Source organism: Arthrobacter sp. BK1 (assembly GCF_056680055.1).
Map to the genome: position 1 here is coordinate 175,131 of NZ_CM155263.1, position 21,261 is coordinate 196,391.

The 21,261-nt window shown below is 63.8% G+C and carries 23 protein-coding genes; 13 read left to right on the top strand and 10 right to left on the bottom strand.

Annotation, left to right across the window (positions count from 1 at the left end; genetic code table 11):
• Nucleotides 1–45: 45 nt before the first annotated feature.
• Complete coding sequence (locus AC1MCA_RS00790; protein ID WP_479800491.1) at nt 46–1,095, bottom strand: LacI family DNA-binding transcriptional regulator; 1,050 nt, start codon at nt 1,093–1,095, stop codon at nt 46–48.
• 143 nt (nt 1,096–1,238) lie between these two features.
• A complete protein-coding gene (locus AC1MCA_RS00795) occupies nt 1,239–2,723 on the bottom strand; it encodes an MGDG synthase family glycosyltransferase (RefSeq protein WP_479800492.1) in 1,485 nt (494 codons plus the stop codon).
• A gap of 240 nt (nt 2,724–2,963) precedes the next feature.
• Between AC1MCA_RS00795 and AC1MCA_RS00800 the strand changes: the two genes are divergently transcribed.
• Nucleotides 2,964–3,200, top strand: coding sequence for a DUF1059 domain-containing protein (locus AC1MCA_RS00800; RefSeq protein WP_479800493.1), 237 nt, complete (start codon nt 2,964–2,966; stop codon nt 3,198–3,200).
• A 188-nt stretch (nt 3,201–3,388) separates the two neighbouring features.
• Here AC1MCA_RS00800 and AC1MCA_RS00805 read toward each other — a convergent pair whose 3' ends face one another.
• From AC1MCA_RS00805 to AC1MCA_RS00825, 5 genes are all read right to left on the bottom strand, one after another.
• Entirely contained in the window at nt 3,389–4,522 is a 1,134-nt protein-coding gene (locus AC1MCA_RS00805) for a tyramine oxidase subunit B (protein WP_479800494.1), read from the bottom strand.
• A 228-nt stretch (nt 4,523–4,750) separates the two neighbouring features.
• On the bottom strand, nt 4,751–6,256 hold the full coding sequence (locus AC1MCA_RS00810; protein ID WP_479800496.1) for an NAD-dependent succinate-semialdehyde dehydrogenase: 1,506 nt from the start codon (nt 6,254–6,256) through the stop codon (nt 4,751–4,753).
• 43 nt (nt 6,257–6,299) lie between these two features.
• On the bottom strand, nt 6,300–6,818 hold the full coding sequence (locus AC1MCA_RS00815; protein ID WP_479800497.1) for a flavin reductase family protein: 519 nt from the start codon (nt 6,816–6,818) through the stop codon (nt 6,300–6,302).
• Nucleotides 6,815–7,258, bottom strand: coding sequence for an ester cyclase (locus AC1MCA_RS00820; RefSeq protein ID WP_479800498.1), 444 nt, complete (start codon nt 7,256–7,258; stop codon nt 6,815–6,817). The genes AC1MCA_RS00815 and AC1MCA_RS00820 overlap by 4 nt, the downstream gene beginning before the upstream one ends.
• Nucleotides 7,255–8,886, bottom strand: a complete 1,632-nt coding sequence (locus AC1MCA_RS00825; RefSeq protein ID WP_479800499.1) for a BCCT family transporter — start codon at nt 8,884–8,886, stop codon at nt 7,255–7,257. The genes AC1MCA_RS00820 and AC1MCA_RS00825 overlap by 4 nt, the downstream gene beginning before the upstream one ends.
• A 186-nt stretch (nt 8,887–9,072) precedes the next feature.
• Between AC1MCA_RS00825 and AC1MCA_RS00830 the strand changes: the two genes are divergently transcribed.
• From AC1MCA_RS00830 to AC1MCA_RS00865, 8 genes are all read left to right on the top strand, one after another.
• Entirely contained in the window at nt 9,073–9,765 is a 693-nt protein-coding gene (locus AC1MCA_RS00830) for a GntR family transcriptional regulator (RefSeq protein ID WP_479800500.1), read from the top strand.
• A 97-nt stretch (nt 9,766–9,862) separates the two neighbouring features.
• A complete protein-coding gene (locus tag AC1MCA_RS00835; RefSeq protein WP_479800501.1) occupies nt 9,863–10,471 on the top strand; it encodes an amino acid synthesis family protein in 609 nt (202 codons plus the stop codon).
• On the top strand, nt 10,468–11,022 hold the full coding sequence (locus tag AC1MCA_RS00840) for an amino acid synthesis family protein (protein ID WP_479800502.1): 555 nt from the start codon (nt 10,468–10,470) through the stop codon (nt 11,020–11,022). The genes AC1MCA_RS00835 and AC1MCA_RS00840 overlap by 4 nt, the downstream gene beginning before the upstream one ends.
• A 12-nt stretch (nt 11,023–11,034) precedes the next feature.
• A complete protein-coding gene (locus tag AC1MCA_RS00845) occupies nt 11,035–11,775 on the top strand; it encodes an alpha/beta fold hydrolase (RefSeq protein ID WP_479800503.1) in 741 nt (246 codons plus the stop codon).
• On the top strand, nt 11,765–13,252 hold the full coding sequence (locus tag AC1MCA_RS00850; protein WP_479800504.1) for an aldehyde dehydrogenase: 1,488 nt from the start codon (nt 11,765–11,767) through the stop codon (nt 13,250–13,252). Before AC1MCA_RS00845 ends, AC1MCA_RS00850 begins: the two co-directional genes overlap by 11 nt.
• Nucleotides 13,253–13,257: 5 nt before the next feature.
• Complete coding sequence (locus tag AC1MCA_RS00855; RefSeq protein WP_479800506.1) at nt 13,258–13,509, top strand: tautomerase family protein; 252 nt, start codon at nt 13,258–13,260, stop codon at nt 13,507–13,509.
• Nucleotides 13,509–14,576, top strand: coding sequence for an LLM class flavin-dependent oxidoreductase (locus tag AC1MCA_RS00860; protein ID WP_479800508.1), 1,068 nt, complete (start codon nt 13,509–13,511; stop codon nt 14,574–14,576). Before AC1MCA_RS00855 ends, AC1MCA_RS00860 begins: the two co-directional genes overlap by 1 nt.
• A gap of 465 nt (nt 14,577–15,041) precedes the next feature.
• Nucleotides 15,042–15,194, top strand: coding sequence for a hypothetical protein (locus tag AC1MCA_RS00865; RefSeq protein WP_479800509.1), 153 nt, complete (start codon nt 15,042–15,044; stop codon nt 15,192–15,194).
• Here AC1MCA_RS00865 and AC1MCA_RS00870 read toward each other — a convergent pair.
• Nucleotides 15,173–15,451 carry a hypothetical protein gene (locus AC1MCA_RS00870; RefSeq protein ID WP_479800510.1) on the bottom strand — a complete coding sequence of 93 codons (279 nt, stop codon included), beginning with the start codon at nt 15,449–15,451 and terminating at the stop codon, nt 15,173–15,175. The two genes, AC1MCA_RS00865 and AC1MCA_RS00870, sit on opposite strands and share 22 nt — an antisense overlap.
• Before the next feature lie 206 nt (nt 15,452–15,657).
• On the opposite strand from AC1MCA_RS00870, the gene AC1MCA_RS00875 reads away from it, so the two are divergent.
• The 4 genes from AC1MCA_RS00875 to AC1MCA_RS00890 all read left to right on the top strand — a co-directional run bounded on the left by AC1MCA_RS00875 (nt 15,658) and on the right by AC1MCA_RS00890 (nt 19,349).
• Nucleotides 15,658–16,371, top strand: a complete 714-nt coding sequence (locus AC1MCA_RS00875) for an SDR family oxidoreductase (RefSeq protein ID WP_479800512.1) — start codon at nt 15,658–15,660, stop codon at nt 16,369–16,371.
• Between the two features lie 129 nt (nt 16,372–16,500).
• Nucleotides 16,501–17,499, top strand: coding sequence for an NADP-dependent oxidoreductase (locus AC1MCA_RS00880; protein ID WP_479800514.1), 999 nt, complete (start codon nt 16,501–16,503; stop codon nt 17,497–17,499).
• A gap of 47 nt (nt 17,500–17,546) precedes the next feature.
• Nucleotides 17,547–18,413 carry an alpha/beta fold hydrolase gene (locus tag AC1MCA_RS00885; RefSeq protein ID WP_479800515.1) on the top strand — a complete coding sequence of 289 codons (867 nt, stop codon included), beginning with the start codon at nt 17,547–17,549 and terminating at the stop codon, nt 18,411–18,413.
• Nucleotides 18,414–18,746: 333 nt separating this feature from the next.
• Nucleotides 18,747–19,349: a TetR/AcrR family transcriptional regulator gene (locus AC1MCA_RS00890; RefSeq protein WP_479800516.1), complete on the top strand. Its 603-nt coding sequence runs from the start codon at nt 18,747–18,749 to the stop codon at nt 19,347–19,349.
• Nucleotides 19,350–19,583: 234 nt separating this feature from the next.
• Here the strand turns inward: AC1MCA_RS00890 and AC1MCA_RS00895 are convergent, their stop codons facing one another.
• Nucleotides 19,584–20,057 (bottom strand): universal stress protein, encoded by a 474-nt coding sequence (locus AC1MCA_RS00895; RefSeq protein WP_479800517.1) that lies wholly within the window; start codon nt 20,055–20,057, stop codon nt 19,584–19,586.
• Complete coding sequence (locus AC1MCA_RS00900) at nt 20,047–21,258, bottom strand: MFS transporter (RefSeq protein WP_479800519.1); 1,212 nt, start codon at nt 21,256–21,258, stop codon at nt 20,047–20,049. Before AC1MCA_RS00900 ends, AC1MCA_RS00895 begins: the two co-directional genes overlap by 11 nt.
• Nucleotides 21,259–21,261: the final 3 nt, after the last annotated feature.

Genomic DNA, 21,261 nt, shown 5'->3' on the forward strand with positions numbered 1-21,261 from the left:
CGCGCCGTCGTGGTTTATCCCCTTGAGGGGAGGTGAATGTGAATTTCAGCGGCCCAGGGTACTGGTACGCGCGATGAGGGTAGGTTCCAGCATCAGGTTTCGGTGGACGTGTTCGCCGGGCTGGCTCACTTCTTCCAGCAGGAGTTTTGTGGCTACCCTGCCCATCTCATGGCCGGGCTGGCCGATGGTGGACAGCGGTATGGCGCCTTCGCTGGCGAACTGGTTGTTGTCGTATCCGATGACTGCGATGTCCTGCGGCACACGTAATCCGTACGTTCCCGTCAGTTCGTGGATAATGCCGGCAGCCAACTGGTCCGACGGTGCGATGATGCCGTCAGGCATCCGGCTCCGGCCGCGGCTGGCCAGGTCCCCCGCAATCCGGCGGCCCTCCGGGCTGTTCAGGCTGCGTCCGATGATCACTTCAAGGGAGACTGCGCCCCTGGTCTCGGACGTGGCGCGCATGGCTCCCTTGCGGCGGTCGTTCACGGCGTGCAGGTTGTCCGGGCCGCCGGCGAAGACCAGCCTCCGCCTCCCGAGGTCGATCAGGTGGCGTGCTGCGAGATAGCCGCCATGTTCTTCATCGACCAGCACGCTGCAACAGTCTGTGCGCCCCCCGGCGTAGTTGACCAGGACGATGTTGCGGCCGTGGCGGCGAACCCGGTCTACGCCGTCCAGCGACGCGTCCAGCGGTGCAAGGATGATTCCGGCAACACGGGCCTCATCAAAAATGTCGAGGTACCCCTCCTGCTTCTGGAGATCGACATCGCTGTTGGCCAGCAGAAGGGCGTGGCCGTTTTCGGTGGCGGCAGTCTCTGCGCCGCGGGCGATGTCGACAAACAGGGAGTTGCCGACATCCGTCAGGACCAGGCCAATGGTCCTGCTGCTGCCGGCAGCCAGCGAACGCGCCGCCGAGTTCCGAACAAAGCCCAGTTCCTCGATGGCCGCCTGGACCCTCAGCCGGGTTCTTTCGGCCACGATTTCGGGTTTGTTCAGCACATTGGAAACGGTGCCCAGCGAGACCCGTGCCACCCGCGCCACATCGTTCATGCTCGGCGCGGATTCGGGCGACGCCTCAGCAGTGCTTTCTCTTGGCACGATCCCGCACTTCCTCTATGAAACCTGATCCCCCATTTTTTCACACGATCAGCCCAACGCCGCACCCCTGGGGGTGCGGCGTTTCCGGCGGAATGATGGATCGACGAGGGAGTCGTCCCGGACAGCCGGCCCGCCTGAGGTCGTTAGTGGTGGTTTCCCGCCGGTCCCTTGGGAAGGAGGCGAGGGGGTGGTGAGGGCCCCTCGACGCGGACGGGCAGCTCGTCGTCCCCCCGAAGAATGGCGCGGAGCAGCCGCCGTTCCTCCCACCTGAGCGACATGAGCGCGTGGCCGCGCCGGAGTATCAGGCCACCGTCCGGGGTGGCGTACCGCTTCTGCAGATCTCCCAACTCCTCGGCTCGCAACAGCGCGACCGTGCTACCCGCAGCCGAGTCGACCACGCGGACCAGCGATGAGGGCCCCGTCAGATCGGTCGCAACGACGCGCCGCTCGCTCTCGTCGAGGATTGTCTTCTGCGCCCCGCGTGTCACAACCAGGGGACGGGACGGCCCGTCCAGCAGTCCGGTCAGCACGTCCGCCGCAGCGTCAGGGCGGCCGGTTCTCCGCGCCGCCACCTGCATCCGCTGCAGGCGGCCCGGCTCCCGCAGCACCTCGTCGATCTTCCAGCCGATCGTCGCGGGGGTGTTGCAGCGGACCGCCGCCCCCTGCTCCAGCAGGTAATCGCCGTTGCGGTCCTCCTGCCCCGGTATGGGGTTCACAAGCACCATGGGCAGCCCTGCAGCCATGCACTCCGACGCCGACAGCCCGCCCGGCTTGCCCACAAACAGGTCGGCGCGGCGCAGCAGCTGCGGCATCTCCGCCGTGAAGCCGAGCACGCGGTAGCGGTCGCCAGCGGGCGCCACCAGCTGCTCGATACGCTGCCGCAGCGCATCGTTGCGTCCGCACAGGACCGTGGCCGTGAAAGACGAGCGCATGTGCAGCGTCTGCCGCACGACCGAGACGGCGTAGTCGCCCCCAGTCGCGCCCGCCGAGATCAGCAGCATCGGGGGCTCGTTTGCATCGCGCGCAGGCGCGACGTTCAGCTGGGTGGCGATCGGGATGCCCGTGGCTGCGACGCGGTCGGGGGGCAAACCCAGCGCCATCAGTTCCACCCTCCCCTCCTCCCTCGCCAGGAGGAGCGCGTGGAACGCGCCCGTAAGCCATAGGCCCTGGAAGTCGTAGTCCGTCGTGACGACGGCGGTCTTCGCGTCAATCACGCCGCGTAGGAGCAGCGACGCCAGCAGTTGGGCGGGCAGGAAGTGCGTGCACACGATCGCGGTCGGCCGGAATAGCCTGATGGCACCGATCACCGGAAGAGCGTTCACCCGTGTCCAGGGGTCTACCGGGCCCCTGCGCCGGAACGGACGGTCGTTGATGTCGTAGCCCCACTCGACCAGCCACGGCAAGTCCTCGACCAGGACGAAGTAACCTTTGTCCAGCAGTGTGCGGTAGAGGACGCTGCTCACCTGCAGCACGTCCAGCACCTGCACCTCGTCAATGTCGGCGCGCGCGGCACATGCCTGCTGCACCGCCGCAGCAGCGCTGTTGTGCCCCGCTCCTACACCTGCTGACAGGATAAGTACGCGCTCCCTCCCAGCGGTGTCGGGGCCTCGTGCCGACGTTCTGCGCATGAAGAGAGTCTAGTGGGCCGTATCACCACCGCCCTGGCCAACTTGTCCTCGATCAGCACGGGACTGGTTCTCCTATTTGACGGCCCTGCAATGCTGGGCAGCTCTCGCCCCACGCCGCGAACGCGTGGTGGCGAAATCTGACGGCGCCCGGAGCCTCAGCGAGCAGACTAAGATTCACGGCAGGAAGGATCCCCGCTGAGAGTTTCCACAACTCGATGCATGACTACAGAGGAAACAGCCATGAAAAGCATGACCTGCAAGCAACTCGGTGGCCCCTGCGATCTCACGTTCCGGGCCAATACTGCGGACGAGATCATCAACGCACAGGACCAGCACCTCAAGGAAGCTGTCCGGGCCGGTGACTCAGCTCATCAAGAGGCACGTGACGCGATGAAGGGTCGCTGGAAGAACCCAATCAAGGGCATGGGATGGTACCGCGACACGAAGAAGGCTTTCGCCGCTCTTCCCGAGGAATAAGCCGCTGCAATCCCCAGCGCTGCCGCAGGGATGGACGACGTGATGCAGTAGCGAGGCACCCGCACCGAACCACTCGGAGCGGGTGCCTTGTGGCTCAAGCCCGTTCAGCTCTTGAACTGCTCCAGCAGAAAGGCCAATGACTGGCGTTTCACAAACCCGATGGGGCCGGTTGCGGCGGCGTCGGCGATTCAGGCGAGGGCCGGTGTGTCCCAGAGATTCAGGACAGTGCCGATGTTCTTCTCCTCGGCGACGCGGTAAAGATCCGTTGCCCACGCAACATCCTCCACCGGCATTCCACCCACGGAATAGAGGATGATTTCGTCGTCGTTGCGGCGGCCGGGGAGCTTTCCGGTCGCTATGTCGGCGATTTCCTCGATCTTCGATGCGGGAATTTGTCCGTTCTCGAGCAACCCGAACCAGTGCGAACCCGGAATGCCCAGGATCTGGTAAGTGGTGGCGCCATATTCCTCGAGCCACGCCTGATAAAGGCCCTCAGCATCGATCACAAGCCGCGCGTCACCCTCGAGGAAATCGTCATCGAACCGCGCAGCGGCCGGAAGAAGCAGCAGAGCGCCGGGCTTAATGGCCGATTTCGGGAAATACGGAAACGCATCGCTTCCAGCCGCGTCCGTTGAGGTGGTGGCCATAACAACGTCAGCATCAGCAATTGCCTCCTCGATCGTCTCCGCCGAGGCAACGCTGCTCAGCTGCGGGAACTTCGCCTTGGCCCAATCCATGAACGCCTGCGTGCTCGCGGCGCTTCGGCCCTTCACCAGCAGCGTGTCGATCGAGGGGCGCAGGGCCAGCGTCGTCTCCAGGACGGATCGTGCGATGACACCCGGGCCGACGACGGCCGCGACCTTAGCGTCTGCCCTCGCGAGGTGCTTAACCCCTACACCCGGCACCGCCCCGGTACGGTAGGCGCTGAGAAGGTTCGCGCTCATGATTGCCAGCGGCGCGCCCGTCTCACGATCGTTCAGCACAAATACATGGATCGATCGCGGCAGCCCTTTCTGACGGTTTTCCGTGTTGGAGCCGTACCACTTGACGCCCGAGGTACCGAAGCGGCCGCCCAAATATGCAGGCATGGCCATAAACCGGCGATCCGGCCCGTCCTTGGGCATGCCCTCGAATCCAGGGTTCTCGGGGAAAGTGATCATCGCACCGTGCGAGTTGCCATTATCCCCCGCCATCCGGTAGTCGCCCTGGCGGAGGAGAACAAGAGCCTCCTCCATAACATCGGTGCAGCGAACGACATCGCCGACACCGGCCCGGATCATGTCGGGCTCATTGAGGTAACGGAAGTTGATTTCGGTGGACATCTGGATTCCTTAGCGATTTACAGTAGTAAACAGTGACTACTAACAGTAAACATCTCGCAGATGTCCGAACCGTCAATGTTTTGTTTCCGTCTCGTATCTTTTCGCCCATCGTTCGGTCGAGCTACGGGATTCAATAGCCGCCCGTCGTACCAAGCACACGCTTACGCTGGAACCCAGCAGATGCCGGCGCACCCCAGCGACATCCGGGACGCTGCAGTATTCCGCCCGTCAGCTGGTGTAGGGATCTGCGATGCCGATGTATTGGGTGGTGGTGTATTCGGCAATGCCTTCGGACCCGCCTTCGCGGCCAAGCCCTGATTGCTTGACGCCGCCGAAAGGTGCGGCGGCATTGGAAATGACGCCCGCGTTGAAACCCACCATGCCGAACTCGATCTGCTCGGCCACCCTGAGCAGGCGGTTGAAGTCCCGGCTGTAGAGGTACGAGGCCAGGCCGTATTCGCTGTTGTTGGCGAGCCGGATCGCCGCTTCCTCGGTGGTGAACGTCGTCACGGGGGCGACGGGCCCGAAGATTTCCTGGCCCAGGATCGCCGCGTCGTTCGGGACGTTGGCGAGCACGGTGGGCGGGTAGAAGTAGCCAGCACCGTCCGGGAGTGCGCCGCCTGTGACAGCTACCGCTCCGGCGTCGACGGCGGCAGCCACCAGGGCGTGCACGTCGTCCCGTGCGCCGGCATCGATGAGCGGGCCCACCTGGGTGGCGGGGTCGGTTCCGCGGCCGGTGGCCAGAGCGCCCATAGCGGCGGCGAACTTGGCGGTGAATTCTGCGGCGACGGACTCCTGGACCAGGAACCGGTTGGCTGCGGTGCAGGCCTCGCCCATGTTCCGCATCTTCGCGGCCATCGCCCCTTCGACGGCGGCATCGAGGTCCGCGTCCTCGAACACGATGAACGGGGCGTTCCCGCCGAGCTCCATGGAGGTCCGCAGCACGTTCTGCGCCGCGTCGGCCATGAGGCGTTTACCGACTGGGGTCGAGCCGGTGAAGGAGACCTTCCGCAACCGCGGGTCCGCGAGCAGCGGCCCGGAAATCCCCGAAGCCGACGCAGAGGCGACGACGTTCAGGACCCCGGCGGGCAGCCCGGCGTCGAGCATGGTCTGCGCGAAGTACTGCGCGGTCAGCGGCGTGAGTTTCGCGGGTTTGAGAACCATGGTGCAGCCGGCGGCCACCGCCGGGGCGACCTTGCGGGTGGCCATGGCCAGCGGGAAGTTCCAGGGTGTGATCAGCAGGCACGGGCCCACGGGTTTGTGCTGGACCAGGATCTTGTTCTTGCCCTCGGGGGTGGTGAGGTACCTGCCGTAGTCCCGGACCGCTTCTTCGGAGAACCAGCGCAGGAACTCCGCCCCGTAGGTGACTTCACCGCGGGCCTCGGCCAGGGGTTTGCCCATCTCCAGGGTCATCAGCAGCGCGAAGTCCTCGGCGCGTTCGGTGACCAGGTCAAAGGCTCGGCGCAGGATCTCGGCCCGCACCCGTGGTGCCGTCCGCGCCCAGGACGCCTGAACGGCGTCCGCAGCGTCCAAAGCCGCAACGGCGTCCTCGCTGGTGGCCGAGGCGAGGGTGGCGAGCACCTCGCCGGTGGCGGGGTCATGCACATCGAACGTGCCGCCGTCGGACGCCTCCACCCACTGCCCGCCAATCAACAGGCCGGTGGGCACCTGAGCCAGAAGTTCCTGCTCGCGCCCCGTGGTGACGGCGGGTGGACTGGCAAGCGAATTGGACATGGGTCTCCTCAGAAAAGTGTGTTGTGTTTGTCGAGCCGGCAGGTCAGGGAAGCTCTGTGAGAGCTCCGCCGTCATAGAAATGTGCGGCGCGGTAGATGATGGGCTCTTTGTCTGCAACAGTGACGTGGCGGACGCGGCAGATGAAGACGGTATGGGTCTTCGCCTGGAAGCGTTCCCGGATTTCCGCTTCGAGGGAGGCGGCGGCGCCGGCGATCATTGGGGAGCCGTGAGGGGCAGGGGTCCAGTCAACCTGGTCGAACTTGTTGACGCTCTTTCCGGCAAAGATTCCTACGACGTCCTTCTGGTCGTTCGCCATGATGTTGATGCCCAGGTGCGTTGCCCGGAACAGGGAGGGGTGTGTGCTCGAACTGTGCTGGACGCAGACCATCACGACGGGCGGGTCGTAGGAGATTGATGCGTAGGCGTTGACGCACAGGCCGCGCGGCTCGCCGTCGTCGTCTGTAGTAACCACGGTGACGCCGGTGACGAACTGTTTGTTGAAGGCGCGGACGAGCGTCGGGTCGACGTCGGCGGCCAGCTCGGGTGCTGTTGTGTCGTTCATTCTGACTCCAGGGAGATGATGCCGAGGGCGGTGAGCAGCTGTCGGGGATCCCAGGTTACATTTTCGGTAACGAGCCTGCCGTTGTTGAAAACGCAGTGGTTGGATCCGTAGGTCTTGACGGTGCGACGGGTGGATGGCACGCCAAGGAATTCGTTCTGGTGGGTTCCTGTGCTGTGCCAGAAGATGGCCATGTGGTCGCCTTCTTCGATGATGGCATCGATGGTGGTGTGCAGGTCCGGGAAGGCGGCGCGGGAGGCCCGGATGGCCTCGATGAGTTCAGTGGAGGACTGGCTGCCTTTGGATCCGGCGGAGTGACGTTCGTACGACGGGTCCAGCAGTTGTTCGAACAGGGTGGTGTCACCGTCGTTCCAGGCTGCGGACCAGGCCTGGGCTACTGCTGATGCCCTGGTTGAGGCGCCGGTTGCGGATGCGCTGCTCACTTCTCTTCTTCTTCCCTGTGGGTGGTTGGTGTTGGCGTTGCCAGGCCTTTGAGGGTTTCCATGGCGAGGATCTCGGGGTCACGTCGAAGTTCGATCATCAGTGATATCGCCAGGAGGACGACGATGGCTGTGAACGGAGCGGCAGAGAGGATGACCGCCTGTTGAAGGGCTGCAAGGCCGCCGGCGAGCAGGAGAACGATAGCCGTGATCCCGGTGACGGCACCCCAGACGACGAGCACCGGGCGCTTGGGTGTGAGGACGCCCTTGGTCGAGAGCATGCTCAGGACGTAGGTGTTGGCGTCGGCGCCGGAGACGAAGAACAGCACAACAAGGATGATGGTGATGGCTGACGTAATGCTTGTCAGGGGCAGATCTGCGAGCATGGCGAAGAATGCTGAGTTGACGTCCGCGGTCGCTGCTTTGCCGATGGCTCCGTCACCGGTCATGTCGCTGTGGATCGCGGTGCCGCCGAAGACGGTGAACCAGATGAAGAAGACAAGGCTGGGAACGGCGAGAACTCCGATGATGAACTGGCGGATGGTGCGGCCGCGGGAGATTTTGGCGAGGAAGACACCCACGAAGGCGCCCCAGGCGATCCACCAGGCCAGCATGAAGTACGTCCACCACTGCATCCATTGCAGTTCAGAATCGCTGTGCGGGGTGATCAGGCTCATCGAGATGAAATCGTTGGCGTAACGGCCGATGGATTCGAAGAACAGGTTGGTGATGAAGTTGGTGGGCCCCGTGACCAGGACAAAGACCAAGAGGCCGACGGCCAGGACCATGGTGGTCTGGCTGATGTAACGGATGCCGCGGTGGACGCCGCTGAGAGCCGACGCGGTGAACAGCACAGTGATGACCGCAATAATGCCGATCCGCATTGCCGTGCCGCCGGGCAGCCCCAAGACGCTCTGCATGCCGTTATCGATTTGTGCCGCACCGAGGCCAAGCGATGTGGTGGTGCCAAAGAGGGTTGCGATGATCACCAGGACATCGACAGCTTTGCCGCCCCAGCCGTCCGCGGTCTTGCCGAGAATTGGACGGAGCATCGTGGAGACGAGCGCGCTTCGCTTCAGCCGATGCGTGGAGTAGCCGATGGCGAGGCCGAAGACGGCGAACACGGCCCAGGCATGGATGCCCCAGTCGAAGAAGCTGAACTGCATGGCGCGGACAGCTGCGTCCCGCGAGCCGGGTTCTGCCAGTCCGTGCGGAGGGACGACGAAGTGGGAGATAGGTTCGGCCACACCGTAGCTGATGAGGCCCACGCCCATCACAGCCGACAGGATCATCGCCAGCCAGGCGTAAGTCGGATAATCCGGACGGGAGTTGATGGGACCCAGACGGAGGCGTCCGTACCGGCTGAACATGATGTACACAAGAAGCCCGATGAGGCCGAGGGTGACTACCAGATAGCCCCAGCCCACGGAGCCGGTTACCCAGTTCTGGGCGGCTGTCATGGTGGCGTTGAGGTTGTCGGTGAACACTGTCGCCCAGATGACGAAGGCGGCGATGAGCCCCAGGGAGATCCAGAAAACCGATCCGACGCGCTGGGGGCGGGAAGAGGGAGAGGGGGCGTCGCTGAGGGCCTCGACGGGCGCTGGCGGAACGCTGGTGGATGTCTGTTCCATACAACAGACGGTAGATCCTCAATGTGACGCAGGTCAATAGCTGGCCGGAAATTACTGTGCATCAGCTCACAAGTGAACGGAAATATCCCGTATTCTCGGGATCAAGGCCGCCATCGCAAAGGCGGTGGAATCTGTTGCATACAAGCTCTTGACGTATTCGAAAACCGCCATGTAGCGTTATCTACCATGCAACAGAGTCCAAAGAAGTCCTCAGCCAGTGAAATCGTCCAGCTGCCGCTGCCGCCATTGCTGGACCGGCTCCGCCAAGTGGTCCTCAGCGGTGACTATCCGGCCGGAACAGCACTCAGCGAGACGAGCCTGGCCGAGGAATTCAATGTCAGCCGCACTCCTGTACGGGAGGCTCTGAAGCAGCTGCAGGCCGAAGGGCTTGTGGAGATCAGGCCCAAGGTCGGGACCTTCGTGCGGGAACCAAGCCGTCGCGAAATCGTTGAGATGTTCCAGCTCAAGGAGATCCTGGAAGGCCTCGCCGCCGGCCTGATGGCACGCCGCGGCCCCGTACCGGAACTGGAAAAGCTGGAAGCCAACATTGAAGCTTCGGAAGAGGCGTCGCGGAATGGCGACTCCGAAACTTACGCCCGGCTTGTCCACGAGTTCCACCAGCTCATTGTCGATGGCAGCGACCACCGCAAGCTCGCAGAGCAATACCGGACGCTGATGAACCAGCTTGCATACTACCGGCGACTGGTGGCGACCACCGTCGCGCATCCGGGACGTATCTCGCGTTCCGTTGAAGAGCACCGGAAGGTCGTGGCCATGATTCAGGCCAAAGACGCCATGGGCGCGGAGTGGGCAATGCGCGACCACGTCATCACCTCGGCCCGCGAAGTCGCATCAGAACAGCACAACGACCAAGGCTGATAAGCCATCTTCATATCAACGACTGCTAGGAGCCAGTAATGCGCTTTCCCACCTTCCACGCCCTCGGAGGCCAGCCCCCGCTGGCCGGGACCGAACGATGAACGACCAGGGCCTGGCCATTCGCAAGATCGTCTACTACAGCGAAGAAATCCTGCTCGAGAACGGACTCTCCCCCGCCATCCCGGCCGTCCGTGCCACCGCAGCTGCCGTGGTCAGCAACCCGTGGCTGGAAGGAAAGGCCACCGACAACCTGAACGAGGAAGTCATGCGGTTGGCCCCGGCTCTCGCCCGCAAGCTCACTGACGTGCTTGCGAAGGAACTCGGCGGCGTCGACGCAATCCAGGCCTTCGGCAAAGCAGCAATTGTGGGTACGGACGGCGAGATTGAACATGGCGCAGCCCTCATCCACACCCCGTTCTTCGGCAACCTTGTCCGGGAGTACCTCGACGGCGAATCCATCATCTGCTTCGCCGATGACCGGGCCGACGCAGGCGCATCACTCGTCGTGCCGCTCTGGCACAAGAACGCTGCCGCCACCCGCACGCACTACCAGACCATCACCACCCGGATCAGTGACGCGCCCCGGCCCGGAGAGATCGTCATCGCCCTCGGCGCGTCAACCGGACCCCGCCCACACTCACGCATCGGGGACCGGCTCACGGACCCCGTCGTTAAAGCAGAAACCCTAGGAGAACTGATTTCATGAGCATCCGCAAAATCGTCACTTTCACCGAAGACATCCTGATCGAAGGCGGCCGGGCCGTCACCCCCAACGCGCGGGTCGCCGTCGTCGCAGCCATAATCAGGAACCCCTGGGCAGGACAGGGATTCGTGGAGGACCTGTCAGCAGGAATCGAAGGCAACGCCTCCGATATCGGAGCGCTCCTCGCCCCACGCGTACTCGAAGCCCTCGGCGCCCCCGCGGAGGCTTATGGCAAGGCTGCCATCGTGGGCCTGAACGGTGAAGTCGAGCACGGTTCCGGACTCATTCACACCCTTGCTTTCGGAAATCATTTCCGTGACGCTGCCAACGCCACCACGCTGTTGCCGGCAGTGGAAAAGCGAGGGCCGGCCGGAGTCGTTTTCGATATCCCGCTCAAGCACATCACGGACGCGACCATCCGCTCGCACCACCAGAGCATCGAGGTACGGATAAACGACGCACCCCACGCCGATGAAATCGTGATCGCCCTCGCCGCCGCAGCCCAGGGACGCCCCCAGCAGCGGCTCGCCGCCTTCAGCACCGAAGCGAACTAGGAAAGAGCCCCCGTGAGCCGCGCCCGCATCGCACTCATTCACGGAGTCGGCCTCGACGGGTCGATGTGGGGGCCGCTCCGTGAATTCCTCGAACCCGAGTTCGACGTCCAAATCATTGAACTGCTCGGCCACGGAACCCGGACAGAAGCTGCCCCCGACGGCGTCACGCTGGCGGAACTGGCCGCGGACGTCGCCGGGCGCCTGAGGCCAGGGACCCACCTTGTGGGGTTTTCCCTCGGAGCCCTCGTCGCCCAACACCTTGCCAGGTTCCGGCCCGAGCTCGTTGCCACTCTGGTGTCCGTGGGATCTGTATGCTCCCGGACACCAGAGGAACACGGGTCGGTCATGGACCGGCTGGCCATGGCTGAGTCAGACTTCGCCGCGTCGGCCGAGGCATCCATCACGCGTTGGTACCCGGAGGGAACGCCGGTCCCGGCGTCCATGGTCGAAGCCACGCGACAGGTGCTGCTTCGAAACGACCCGAAATCCTTTCTGGCCGCTTACCGGGTTTTCGCCACCGCAGACGCCGAACTGACACCCGAACTTCCCAGGATCAGCGTTCCATCCCACGCCGTAACCGGCGAACTTGACCCTGGATCGACGCCGGAAATGGGCGCCAGGCTTGCAGCAGCAATTCCCGGCTGCACGTACTCCATTGTCAGCGGGGCCCGCCACATGATGCCCGTAGAACGCCCCCAAGAGCTCGCCAACACCCTCACTGCTTTCATCAAGGAGCATTCCAATGTCCACTGACCGCCGCTACGAGCACTTCATCAACGGCGAGTGGGTTGCGCCCTCAAACGGGGATTACTTTGAGAGCACCAACCCCGCCACCCTCGACGTGCTGTACCGGGCGGCGCGCGGCAATGAAGCCGACGTCTCCAAGGCCGTCGCTGCCGCATCCGCAGCCTTCGAAAACGCCGCCTGGCGGGACCTGAGCCAGACCAAACGCGGGCACCTGCTCCGCCGTCTCGGTGACCTCGTCGGCGAGCACGCCGACGAACTCGCCCGCATGGAATCCGAAGACAACGGCAAGCTTTTGCGTGAAATGCGAGCCCAGCTCGCCGCCATGCCCGAGTACTACTATTACTACGCCGGCCTTGCGGACAAGATTCAGGGCGACACCATCCCCGGTTCCAGCCGGGCGATGCTGAACTACACGCTGCGCGAACCACTCGGCGTTGTGGGAGCAATCACGCCCTGGAACTCGCCGCTCACCCTGACCACCAGCAAGCTGGCCCCAGCCCTCGCGACCGGCAACACCATCGTCATCAAACCCTCGGAATACACCTCTGCCACCGTGCTGCGATTGGCGGCACTGGCCGGGGAAGCAGGCTTCCCGCCCGGCGTCATCAATGTTGTCACCGGTTTTGGCGCCGAAGCCGGAGCCGCCCTCGTTGAGGACCGCCGGCTGGCGAAGATCTCGTTTACCGGCAGTACCGCCACCGGCGCCCGCATTGCCTCCTCAACCGCGTCCCGCTTCATCGGCTCGACGCTGGAACTCGGCGGCAAATCCCCCAACATCGTCTTTGCCGATGCGGATATCGCCAATGCGTCCATGGGAGTGGTGGCCGGCATCTTCGCCGCGGCCGGTCAGACCTGCATCGCCGGCAGCCGCGTGTTCGCCCACAAGTCGATCTACGACGAACTGCTCGAGCGGGTAGCCAACCGTGCCCGCAGCATCGTCATCGGAGATCCGCTCCTGGACGCAACCGAGCTCGGACCGTTGGCCTTCGCGGACCAGCGGGACAAGGTCGCCAGCTACGTCGATCTCGGCGTCACCGAAGGTGCCACCGTCCTGACCGGCGGCGGCAGGCCCGACACCGGCCTCGGCGGCTACTTCTTCCAACCCACCGTCCTGACCGACGTCGACAATTCAATGCGGGTGGTCAGGGAGGAGATCTTCGGCCCCGTCGCCGCGATCATGCCGTTTGAAACAGAGGAAGAGGTCCTCGCCCTGGCTAACGACACCAGCTACGGGCTCGCCGCCGGAATCTGGACCACCAATCTCTCCAGGGCGCACCGCATGGCCAGCCGCCTGGAAGCCGGCACCATCTGGGTGAATACCTACCGCACCATGTCCCCCCAGTCGCCGCGCGAAGGCTTCAAGACCAGCGGGGTAGGCGTCGAACACGGGATCGAGAGCATTCGTGAATACACCCGGGTCAAGAGCGTCTGGATCAACACCGACGAATCTCCCCTCGCCGACCCCTTCATCATGAGGAGCTGACCACCTTGCCTCTTATCGAAGTCTCGATCGCCCGGGGCCGGACCCCCGAGCAGCTCCGCTCCCTCATAGGCGCGCTGCACCGTGCAGCCGAAAACTCCGTGGGCGCGTTACCGGAAAACACCACCGTCATCATCCGGGAAATTGAACACGAACACTGGTCCCGCGGCGACCAGACCATTGCCGAACGCAAGGCCGCCCAGGACGCAGCACCCACCCCTCAAGCGCCGGCCACCGGCGCAGATCGAAGGAGCCACTAATGCGCTTTTCCCTTTTCGCCCACATGGAGCGCTGGGACGAGTCCGTCTCCCACCAGGAATGCTTCGAGAACCTGACGGAACTCACCCTCATTGCGGAAGCCGGCGGGTTCAGCACCGTTTGGATCGGTGAGCACCACTCGATGGAATACACCATCTCCCCCAGCCCCATGCCCCAGCTTGCCTATCTGGCAGCGCGCACCTCCCGCATCCGCCTGGGTGCCGGAACGATCATCGCCCCCTTCTGGAACCCGCTGCGCGTAGCCGGGGAGACAGCACTGCTCGATGTCATCAGCAACGGCCGCATGGAAGTCGGGCTGGCGCGCGGCGCCTACCAGTTCGAGTTCGACCGCCTCATGGGCGGCATGTCAGCGGTCGACGGCGGGAAGCACCTGCGCGAACTCGTGCCGGCCGTGCGGGCGCTCTGGGAAGGCGACTACGCCCACGATGGCGAAGTCTGGCAGTTCCCGACCTCCACCAGCGTCCCCAAGCCCCTGCAGAAGCCCACACCGCCCATGTGGATCGCTGCCCGCGATATCTCCTCGCACGAGTTCGCCGTCGCCAACGGCTGCAACGTGATGGTGACTCCCCTGATGAAGGGCGACGAGGAGGTTGAAGACCTTGTGAATAAGTTCGAGAGCGCCGTGGAAAACAACCCCGGAGTTCCCCGCCCGGACCTCATGGTGCTCCGCCACACGCACGTCCACCCTGCAGACGAGCCTGAAGGATGGCGGCGCCCGGCCGAAGCCATCCAGAAGTTTTACCGCACCTTTGATGCCTGGTTCGGTAACAAGACCACGCCGAAGAACGGTTTCCTCGAGCCCAGCCCCGAAGAGAAGTTCGCCGAACGCCCGGAGTTCACACCGGAGTCCCTGCACCGGACTGCAATGATCGGGACGCCTGAGGAGGTCATCGAACGCCTACGCCACTATGAGGCACTCGGCGTGGACGAGTTCAGCTTCTGGGCCGACAACAGCCTCACCCATGAAGAAAAGAAACGCTCCCTCGAACTATTCATCGAACACGTCATGCCGGCCTTTCAGGAGCAGACCGCGGCCGCCGCACACTGATGCTGACCCCTGGCACCCGACGTCGGTAGGTCATCTTTACCGCACGCTTGGCAAGACAAACGAATCCCCGCCTGGTGCGAACCGGGCGGGGATTCGTCGCACTTTACTGTCCCGGACGGTGGACTGTATCCGCCGCCAATGTGCCGGAGGCACTGCGGCTCGCCCTACCCGTAGCACCCGTCTGGCCGCCGGCCGCACCGTCATGTGGAGGGGAGCGTTTCTTCGTTGTGCAGACCAACAAGCCGAGGCTTCATCCGGGCGTAACTCACCGAACCGAGGCAGGCCGAAGAGTACTGACCGTCACTTTTGCCCCCTTGATTCTCATGGGAATATATTCTGATCTCACTCAGTTATGAGTGTAGTCACCATCAAGTGCATGCAGCAGGAAGGCTTAGCGTCCACGGCGGCCGAACATTGGCGGACGGCGGTGATCCTCTGATAGGTCGAATGCAAAAGGACTAACCCATGACCCTTTCCGCACTGTTGCAACCATTGACTCTTGGCCGCCTGGACCTATCCCTTGGGCTGGCACTGGCACCCATGACCGGAAGCCGTTCCAACCCGGATGGCACGCCGGGCGACCTGGCGGCCGAGTACTATGGGCAACGCGGTTCGTGATCGAACCCGCCCAGGCCCTGGCCGATGAAATCGGGGCAGACAGGGTGGGCATCCGCCTCTCCCCCACCATGCCATGAGGTGGACTCAACGACGGCGACACCGAGAGTGTGCGCGCTCAGTACCGGCACCCGGTAGGCGAGCTCGCGACCCGGAACCTGGCGTACCTGCACCTTCACCATGTAGGCGACGACGAACTGCTCCGCTCCCTCTGGGATATGTGGCCGACGGCGGTGCTCGTGGTCCGCTGTGGACGTCACCGCGAGCAGATAGCCGACGACGTCGCGGCCGGCCTTGCGGACGTTGCCCCACTGGGCCGTTTCGCACTGGCCAATCCCGCCATCGTTGACTCTCTACGGCGGCGGGGCAACCCGCCACACCGACTACCCGGCCCTTGCCCACGCCTCATTCCCCACCATCCACGCCGACCGGTGCGGATGGAAAAGTACACAAGAAAGTTCGTGAAATGCACTCACTCACTGGAGCAGTCGTCCTCGTCACCGGAGCAAACGGCGGCGTCGGAACCCACTTCGTCCAAGGTGCCCTCGCACGCGGCGCCAGCAAGGTTTACGCCACCGCCCCCACCCCGCGCACGTGGGAGGACGAGCGCATCGTCCCGCTCACCCTCGACATCACAGACCCGGCCTCAATCCGGGCTGCAGTCGAGGCCGCGGGCGATGTCACAGTGTTAATCAACAACGCTGGAGCCAGCGTGGCAACCCCAGGCATCCTTACCCACACCGACGCGGAAATCCGGACCAATGTGGAGACGAATTTCCTCGGCCCGCTTTTCCTCGCCCGCGCCTTCGCGCCGATCCTGTCAGCGAAGGACAATTCCGCACTCATCGACATCCACTCCGCAATGAGCTGGTATGCCGTCGGGGGCATTTACAGCGCCACCAAGGCCGCCCTCTGGTCGGCCACCAACTCGCTTCGTCTGGAGCTCGCCCCCGAAGGGGTACATGTGGTGGGCGTCCACGTCGGCTACGTCGACACAGCGATGGCTGCGCATGCCACCGACCCCAAGATGGACCCAGCTGATCTGGTCGCGGCGGTATTGGATGCCGTCGAAGCCGGCGAGTACGAGGTTCTTGCCGACGAGACGTCCGTGCAGCTCAAGGCGGGACTCAGCGCCCCCATCGAGGCGCTCTACCCCCAACTTACGCTCAGCAAATCCTAGAAACAGCGCCAGCCCCGTGGGGATGAACCCAGCTCATCACCACGGCGCTTTCGTTACTCCTTGACATTTTACTGAGTGTAGTCATCATTGATTGGAGTCAAGAAAATCTTTTCTGAGGAGCATTGCAACATGCGGGCATTCGTCATCAACAAGTACAAGGAACCGCTGCGCGAAGCCGAGGTTGCTGAACCGGCCGTAGGCGAACGGGACGTGCTCGTGCAGGTGCAAGCTGCCGGCCTGAACCAGCTGGACGAGAAGATCCGCCAGGGCGAGTTCAAACAGATCCTTCCCTACAAACTCCAGCTGGTCCTCGGCAACGACGTAGCCGGCACCGTGTTGCGCGTCGGGGACAAAGTAAAGGGGTTCAAGCCCGGCGATGAGGTCTACGCCCGTCCCCACGAGGAGCGCATCGGGACGTTTGCTGAACGTATTGCCGTTGCGGAGGAAGACCTTGCGCTCAAACCCGAATCGGCCAGCATGGAGGAGGCCGGTTCGCTTCCACTGGTGGCGCTTACGGCATGGCAGGCCCTCGTCGAGCAGGGAAACGTGCAGTCAGGGCAGAAAGTTCTCATTCACGCCGGCGCCGGCGGGGTCGGTTCTATCGCCATCCAGCTCGCCAAGCATCACGGCGCGACCGTCGCAACCACCGCCAGCAGCTCCAACGCAGGGTTCGTGCGGGACCTCGGCGCTGACATCGTTATCGACTACCGCACCCAGGACTTCGAGCAGTTCCTGAACGGATACGATCTGGTGCTGGATAGCCTCGGGGGCGAAAACCTGCAGAAGTCTCTGCGCATCCTCAAGCCCGGTGGGAGGGCGATTGGTATCGCCGGCCCGCCCGATCCCGCATTCGCCCGCAAAGCAGGCCTCAACCCCATTCTGCGCTTGGCAATCACCGGGCTCAGCAGCAAGATTCGAAGGCACGCCAAGAAGCTCGGCGTCAGCTATGAGTTTCTCTTCATGCGTGCCAGCGGCGACCAACTACGTCAGATCAGCGCCCTGGTTGACGCCGGGGTACTGCGCCCCATCGTAGGGAAGGTCTTCACCTTCGACCAGGCTCCAGAGGCGCTGCAAACCCTGGCCGCAGGGGGCTTCCGCGGCAAAGCAGTGCTCACCGTCAACAGCTGACCCGCCGACAGGCACTATTCACGCAGAGAATCCGGGAGTACAACGTCATGGACAACACCGACGCCGCAAACGAGCCAGTCGTCACCTCATACGCGAAGGCACCTGCCAGCACTGTCACCGCCGTAGGCGTCAGCTACGCCTACCGCGAGCTTGGGCCGAAGGGCGGCATCCCCGTCGTCTTCTTCGTCCACCTGGCAGCCACGCTTGATAACTGGGACCCCCGTATCATCGACCCCATTGCCAGGAACCGCCACGTCATTACCTTCGACCAGCCCGGTGTCGGCGCTTCCACCGGACAAGTTCCCAACAGTATCGAGGCAATGGCCGACGACGCCTACACCTTCATCAAGGCCCTCGGATTCGACACGATAGATGTATTCTCGTTCTCACTGGGCGGCATGGTCGCCCAGGACCTGACCCTCAAACATCCCCATCTTGTCCGCAAGCTCGTGCTGACCGGAACCGGTCCGCGAGGAGGCAAAAACATCGACAAGGTCGTCGGCACCACCTACCGGGACATCCTCCGGGCAACCCTGACCCGGTCGGACCCCAAGGAATTCCTGTTCTTCAACCGAAACAGCACCGGCAAACCCGCTGCGAAAGCGTTCATCCAACGCCTTCAGGAGCGAACTGAGAACCGTGACAAGCCAATCAGCCCCCGCGCATTCCAGACGCAGCTGAAGGCAATCCAGGAGTTCGGCCGCTCGGCCCCGTCGAACCTGTCCGCACTGACTCAACCCACCCTCATCGCCAATGGCGACAACGACCGCATGGTGCCCTCCGCGCTATCCGAAGAACTGCACCGCCGCATCAAGGGATCCGAACTGATCATCTACCCCGACTCCGGCCATGGTGGTATCTTCCAGTACCACGCCAAATTCGCACCCGCCGCCGTCGAATTCCTCGCCCCCTGACCACCACGCTCGCGATAAGGAGGCTCTCTGGGCATCTCACAACTAACTATCGGACCGCACATGGAAAAGCACTTCATGTCCTCAGTCCTGCTTTGGGTGCGCAGCGAGCAGTCGCCCGCCCAGCCGAAATGCGGCGGCTCGTGAAAAAGGGAATTGTTCCCGCCCTGGCTGACACTAAATGCTGAAGGAATTGCGCACTCAGTCGGTTGAGAAGAGGGGTGGCCGGATCCTCCCCCGCTACGAAGAGCAGGGGCGCCGGCTGGAGGGCCCGGCCTCCGCAGCTTCGGTATACTCAATATTGAGTCCAGTCAGTTTACGTCCAGAGGAACCTACATGCCTGTCACATCCCGGCCGCCTGGACGTCGCGAGCGAAACAAGCAGGAGAAGCTGGACCGCATCACGGCCGCAGCCACTGAGCTGTTCGCCGAATACGGAGTCGAGGACGTCACCACCCAGCAGATCGCCGACAAAGCCGACATCGGCACCGGAACCCTTTTCCTCTACGCCAAAACCAAGGGAGAACTCCTTCTCCTCGTCCAGAACGCCCACTACGCCGAAGCGCTCGACCGGGGCCGGGCGGATGCTGAAACCATCCAGGATGCCCTGGGTGCGGTGATGGCCGTCGTGCGCCCGATCGTGGAGTGCAACCGAACCCAGGTCGACAACGGACGCTTCTACCTGCGGGAAATGGTCTTCGGCGACCCTACGGAGCCACACCACAGCGCAGCTCTATCCATCGTTGCGCAGACCGAGGAGGCCATTGCCGCCATACTGCACCGGGCAGAACTGGCCGGTGCGGGTGACGCCGCGACGACGGCGCGCATTGTCTCGGCAATCATGTTTGTCAGCATGGCGGCAAGTGCGAACGCCGGATTGGAGAATGAAGCACTGGTGCAGGACATCAGGAAACAAATCAGCCTGCTGATACCCCGCTGACGCGGCCGGCATACCCGATCTGGACGGCAGCCGCGGAATGGTGTCCCTGGAGGCACTGTATCCGGACTCCCTGGCCTGTGCCAGGAGCTGCAGCGCTAACAGTCCCACTGTGAGAGGGCGGGAACTACTGGATCCGACGCGGAGCGGGTTCAGGACGTCCTCCGTGCGGAGGTCGACTACGGCCGGGGGTCCTGGCCTGGAGGCGCTCAATCAGCCGCCCGGCTATCCCCGTTCTCAGGTGTCGGGAACAACGAGGACCGGGCACCGCTGACTGCGGATCAGGGACCCTGATACCGATCCTTCGAGGAACCTGTCCAACCGTGCCACGGGCCCTGGCCGATCGGCGCCGACAACGAGCAGGGAGGCATCCGTGCTCTCTGCCAGGCGGTTGAGGGCTTTGGGGACGTCGCCGTTCAGCAGGCGAAAAGACCATGTCTCCCCGGGTTGGCCGAGAATGGATTCCAGGTTCCGTTGCACTTGCCCGGATGGATATTCGGCCTCTTCATTGATGATCGGGTCCAGTGAAAGCGCGGTCCGTTGGGCCTCCGGTTCCCATTCGGTCAGGTAGCTGGCTGGATCCACGAAGGCGCACACGAGATGCTGTCCCAGGGCTGTCGCGAGGCCGGCGGCAGTACGGATCAGTAGCACTGAAAAGGACCATCCGACTCCGACCACCACTGGTCCGTCCGGCCACTCTTCATCTGGCATGAGGTCCTCTGGAGAGCCGCTCAGCGACGGCGATGAGTGCCGCCGTCCCGGTGGCGGCGGCCATGGCGTATATCATGTTGGTGTAGGTGCCGAGCCAGACTGCCGTTGCCGGGCCGATTGCGGGGGCAAGGGCGGTAACGGCTGTGAGCGGGGCCGCGAAGATCCCTTGCAGTGTGCCCAGGTTCTGGCTTCCCCAGCGGTCTCCTACGATCGTGGCCTGCAGCAGCGTCTGGCACCCGCGGACCGCCCCGGCGAGCATTCCTGCCGCGATCAGCAGCGGCAGCGTGCCGGGGAGAACCGCCAGTACAAGGATGGCGCAGGCTGCCGCCCCGGCGATGACCGATAGCCGGGCAATGGGTGGGATCGCTGCGAAGAACAGGCGGCCGCCGACCTGCCCGGCTCCCACGAGGCCGAGCCCGAGCGCGGCCATTGTGTAGTCGGATCCTTTTTCCATCAGGAGGGGAATGATGTTCAGCGTCACGGTGTAAAGCCCAAGGCAGAGCAGGACCATGAGCGCCTGCAGGCCGAGAAATTCCGGGCTTCGCCGTACGGACCGCACCATGACCCGGTGGTCCGCCGCGGCGCTGCCGGGGGTGGCCGGGGCCCACTCCCGGTTCAGGTATCGGGCGTGCAGCGGCACGGTGATAAGTGCCATGATCCCGGCAAGGATGAGGAAAGCGACTCGCCAGCCGAACGCGGATGTCAGGGCGGCGGTGAGCGGGGCGAAGATGGTGGATGCGAACCCTGCGACGAGGGTCAGGACTGTCAGGGGCCGGATGCGGGCAGGTCCGTACCAGCGGCTGATCACAGTGAAAGCCGGTTGGTACAGCACGGCGGCCTGCGCGGTGCCGGCGACCAGCCAGCCCGCAAAGAACACTGGCAGGTTTGGTGCTGTCGCCACCAGGACCAGGGCCAGTATTCCGACGAGGGATCCACCGATCATCAGCGTGCGCGGACCGGTCCTGTCGAGCATCCTGCCGACGAAGATGCCGGCCGCTGCGGAGACCAGCAGTCCGGCCGAAAAGGCTCCGGTCACAAGGACCTGGTCCCAGCCTGTGTCGTCGCTGATAGGGCGGACCGCCGCGATCAATGCGTAGTAGAGCACACCCCACCCGGTCGTCTGGGTGATGCACAGCGCGGCGAGGCCACCGCGCGGTGCACCTTCCGCGGCCAGTGTGCGGGATATCGCCGGGGCGGGCATGGC

Bases quoted from the DNA above. Each gene is read 5' to 3' on its own strand.
- AC1MCA_RS00795 (WP_479800492.1), bottom strand. From the start codon at position 2,723: ATGCGCAGAACGTCGGCACGAGGCCCCGACACCGCTGGGAGGGAGCGC.
- AC1MCA_RS00800 (WP_479800493.1), top strand. From the start codon at position 2,964: ATGAAAAGCATGACCTGCAAGCAACTCGGTGGCCCCTGCGATCTCACG.
- AC1MCA_RS00805 (WP_479800494.1), bottom strand. From the start codon at position 4,522: ATGTCCACCGAAATCAACTTCCGTTACCTCAATGAGCCCGACATGATC.
- AC1MCA_RS00810 (WP_479800496.1), bottom strand. From the start codon at position 6,256: ATGTCCAATTCGCTTGCCAGTCCACCCGCCGTCACCACGGGGCGCGAG.
- AC1MCA_RS00815 (WP_479800497.1), bottom strand. From the start codon at position 6,818: ATGAACGACACAACAGCACCCGAGCTGGCCGCCGACGTCGACCCGACG.
- AC1MCA_RS00825 (WP_479800499.1), bottom strand. From the start codon at position 8,886: ATGGAACAGACATCCACCAGCGTTCCGCCAGCGCCCGTCGAGGCCCTC.
- AC1MCA_RS00830 (WP_479800500.1), top strand. From the start codon at position 9,073: ATGCAACAGAGTCCAAAGAAGTCCTCAGCCAGTGAAATCGTCCAGCTG.
- AC1MCA_RS00835 (WP_479800501.1), top strand. From the start codon at position 9,863: ATGAACGACCAGGGCCTGGCCATTCGCAAGATCGTCTACTACAGCGAA.
- AC1MCA_RS00840 (WP_479800502.1), top strand. From the start codon at position 10,468: ATGAGCATCCGCAAAATCGTCACTTTCACCGAAGACATCCTGATCGAA.
- AC1MCA_RS00850 (WP_479800504.1), top strand. From the start codon at position 11,765: ATGTCCACTGACCGCCGCTACGAGCACTTCATCAACGGCGAGTGGGTT.
- AC1MCA_RS00860 (WP_479800508.1), top strand. From the start codon at position 13,509: ATGCGCTTTTCCCTTTTCGCCCACATGGAGCGCTGGGACGAGTCCGTC.
- AC1MCA_RS00865 (WP_479800509.1), top strand. From the start codon at position 15,042: ATGACCCTTTCCGCACTGTTGCAACCATTGACTCTTGGCCGCCTGGAC.
- AC1MCA_RS00875 (WP_479800512.1), top strand. From the start codon at position 15,658: ATGCACTCACTCACTGGAGCAGTCGTCCTCGTCACCGGAGCAAACGGC.
- AC1MCA_RS00880 (WP_479800514.1), top strand. From the start codon at position 16,501: ATGCGGGCATTCGTCATCAACAAGTACAAGGAACCGCTGCGCGAAGCC.
- AC1MCA_RS00885 (WP_479800515.1), top strand. From the start codon at position 17,547: ATGGACAACACCGACGCCGCAAACGAGCCAGTCGTCACCTCATACGCG.
- AC1MCA_RS00890 (WP_479800516.1), top strand. From the start codon at position 18,747: ATGCCTGTCACATCCCGGCCGCCTGGACGTCGCGAGCGAAACAAGCAG.
- AC1MCA_RS00895 (WP_479800517.1), bottom strand. From the start codon at position 20,057: ATGCCAGATGAAGAGTGGCCGGACGGACCAGTGGTGGTCGGAGTCGGA.
- AC1MCA_RS00900 (WP_479800519.1), bottom strand. From the start codon at position 21,258: ATGCCCGCCCCGGCGATATCCCGCACACTGGCCGCGGAAGGTGCACCG.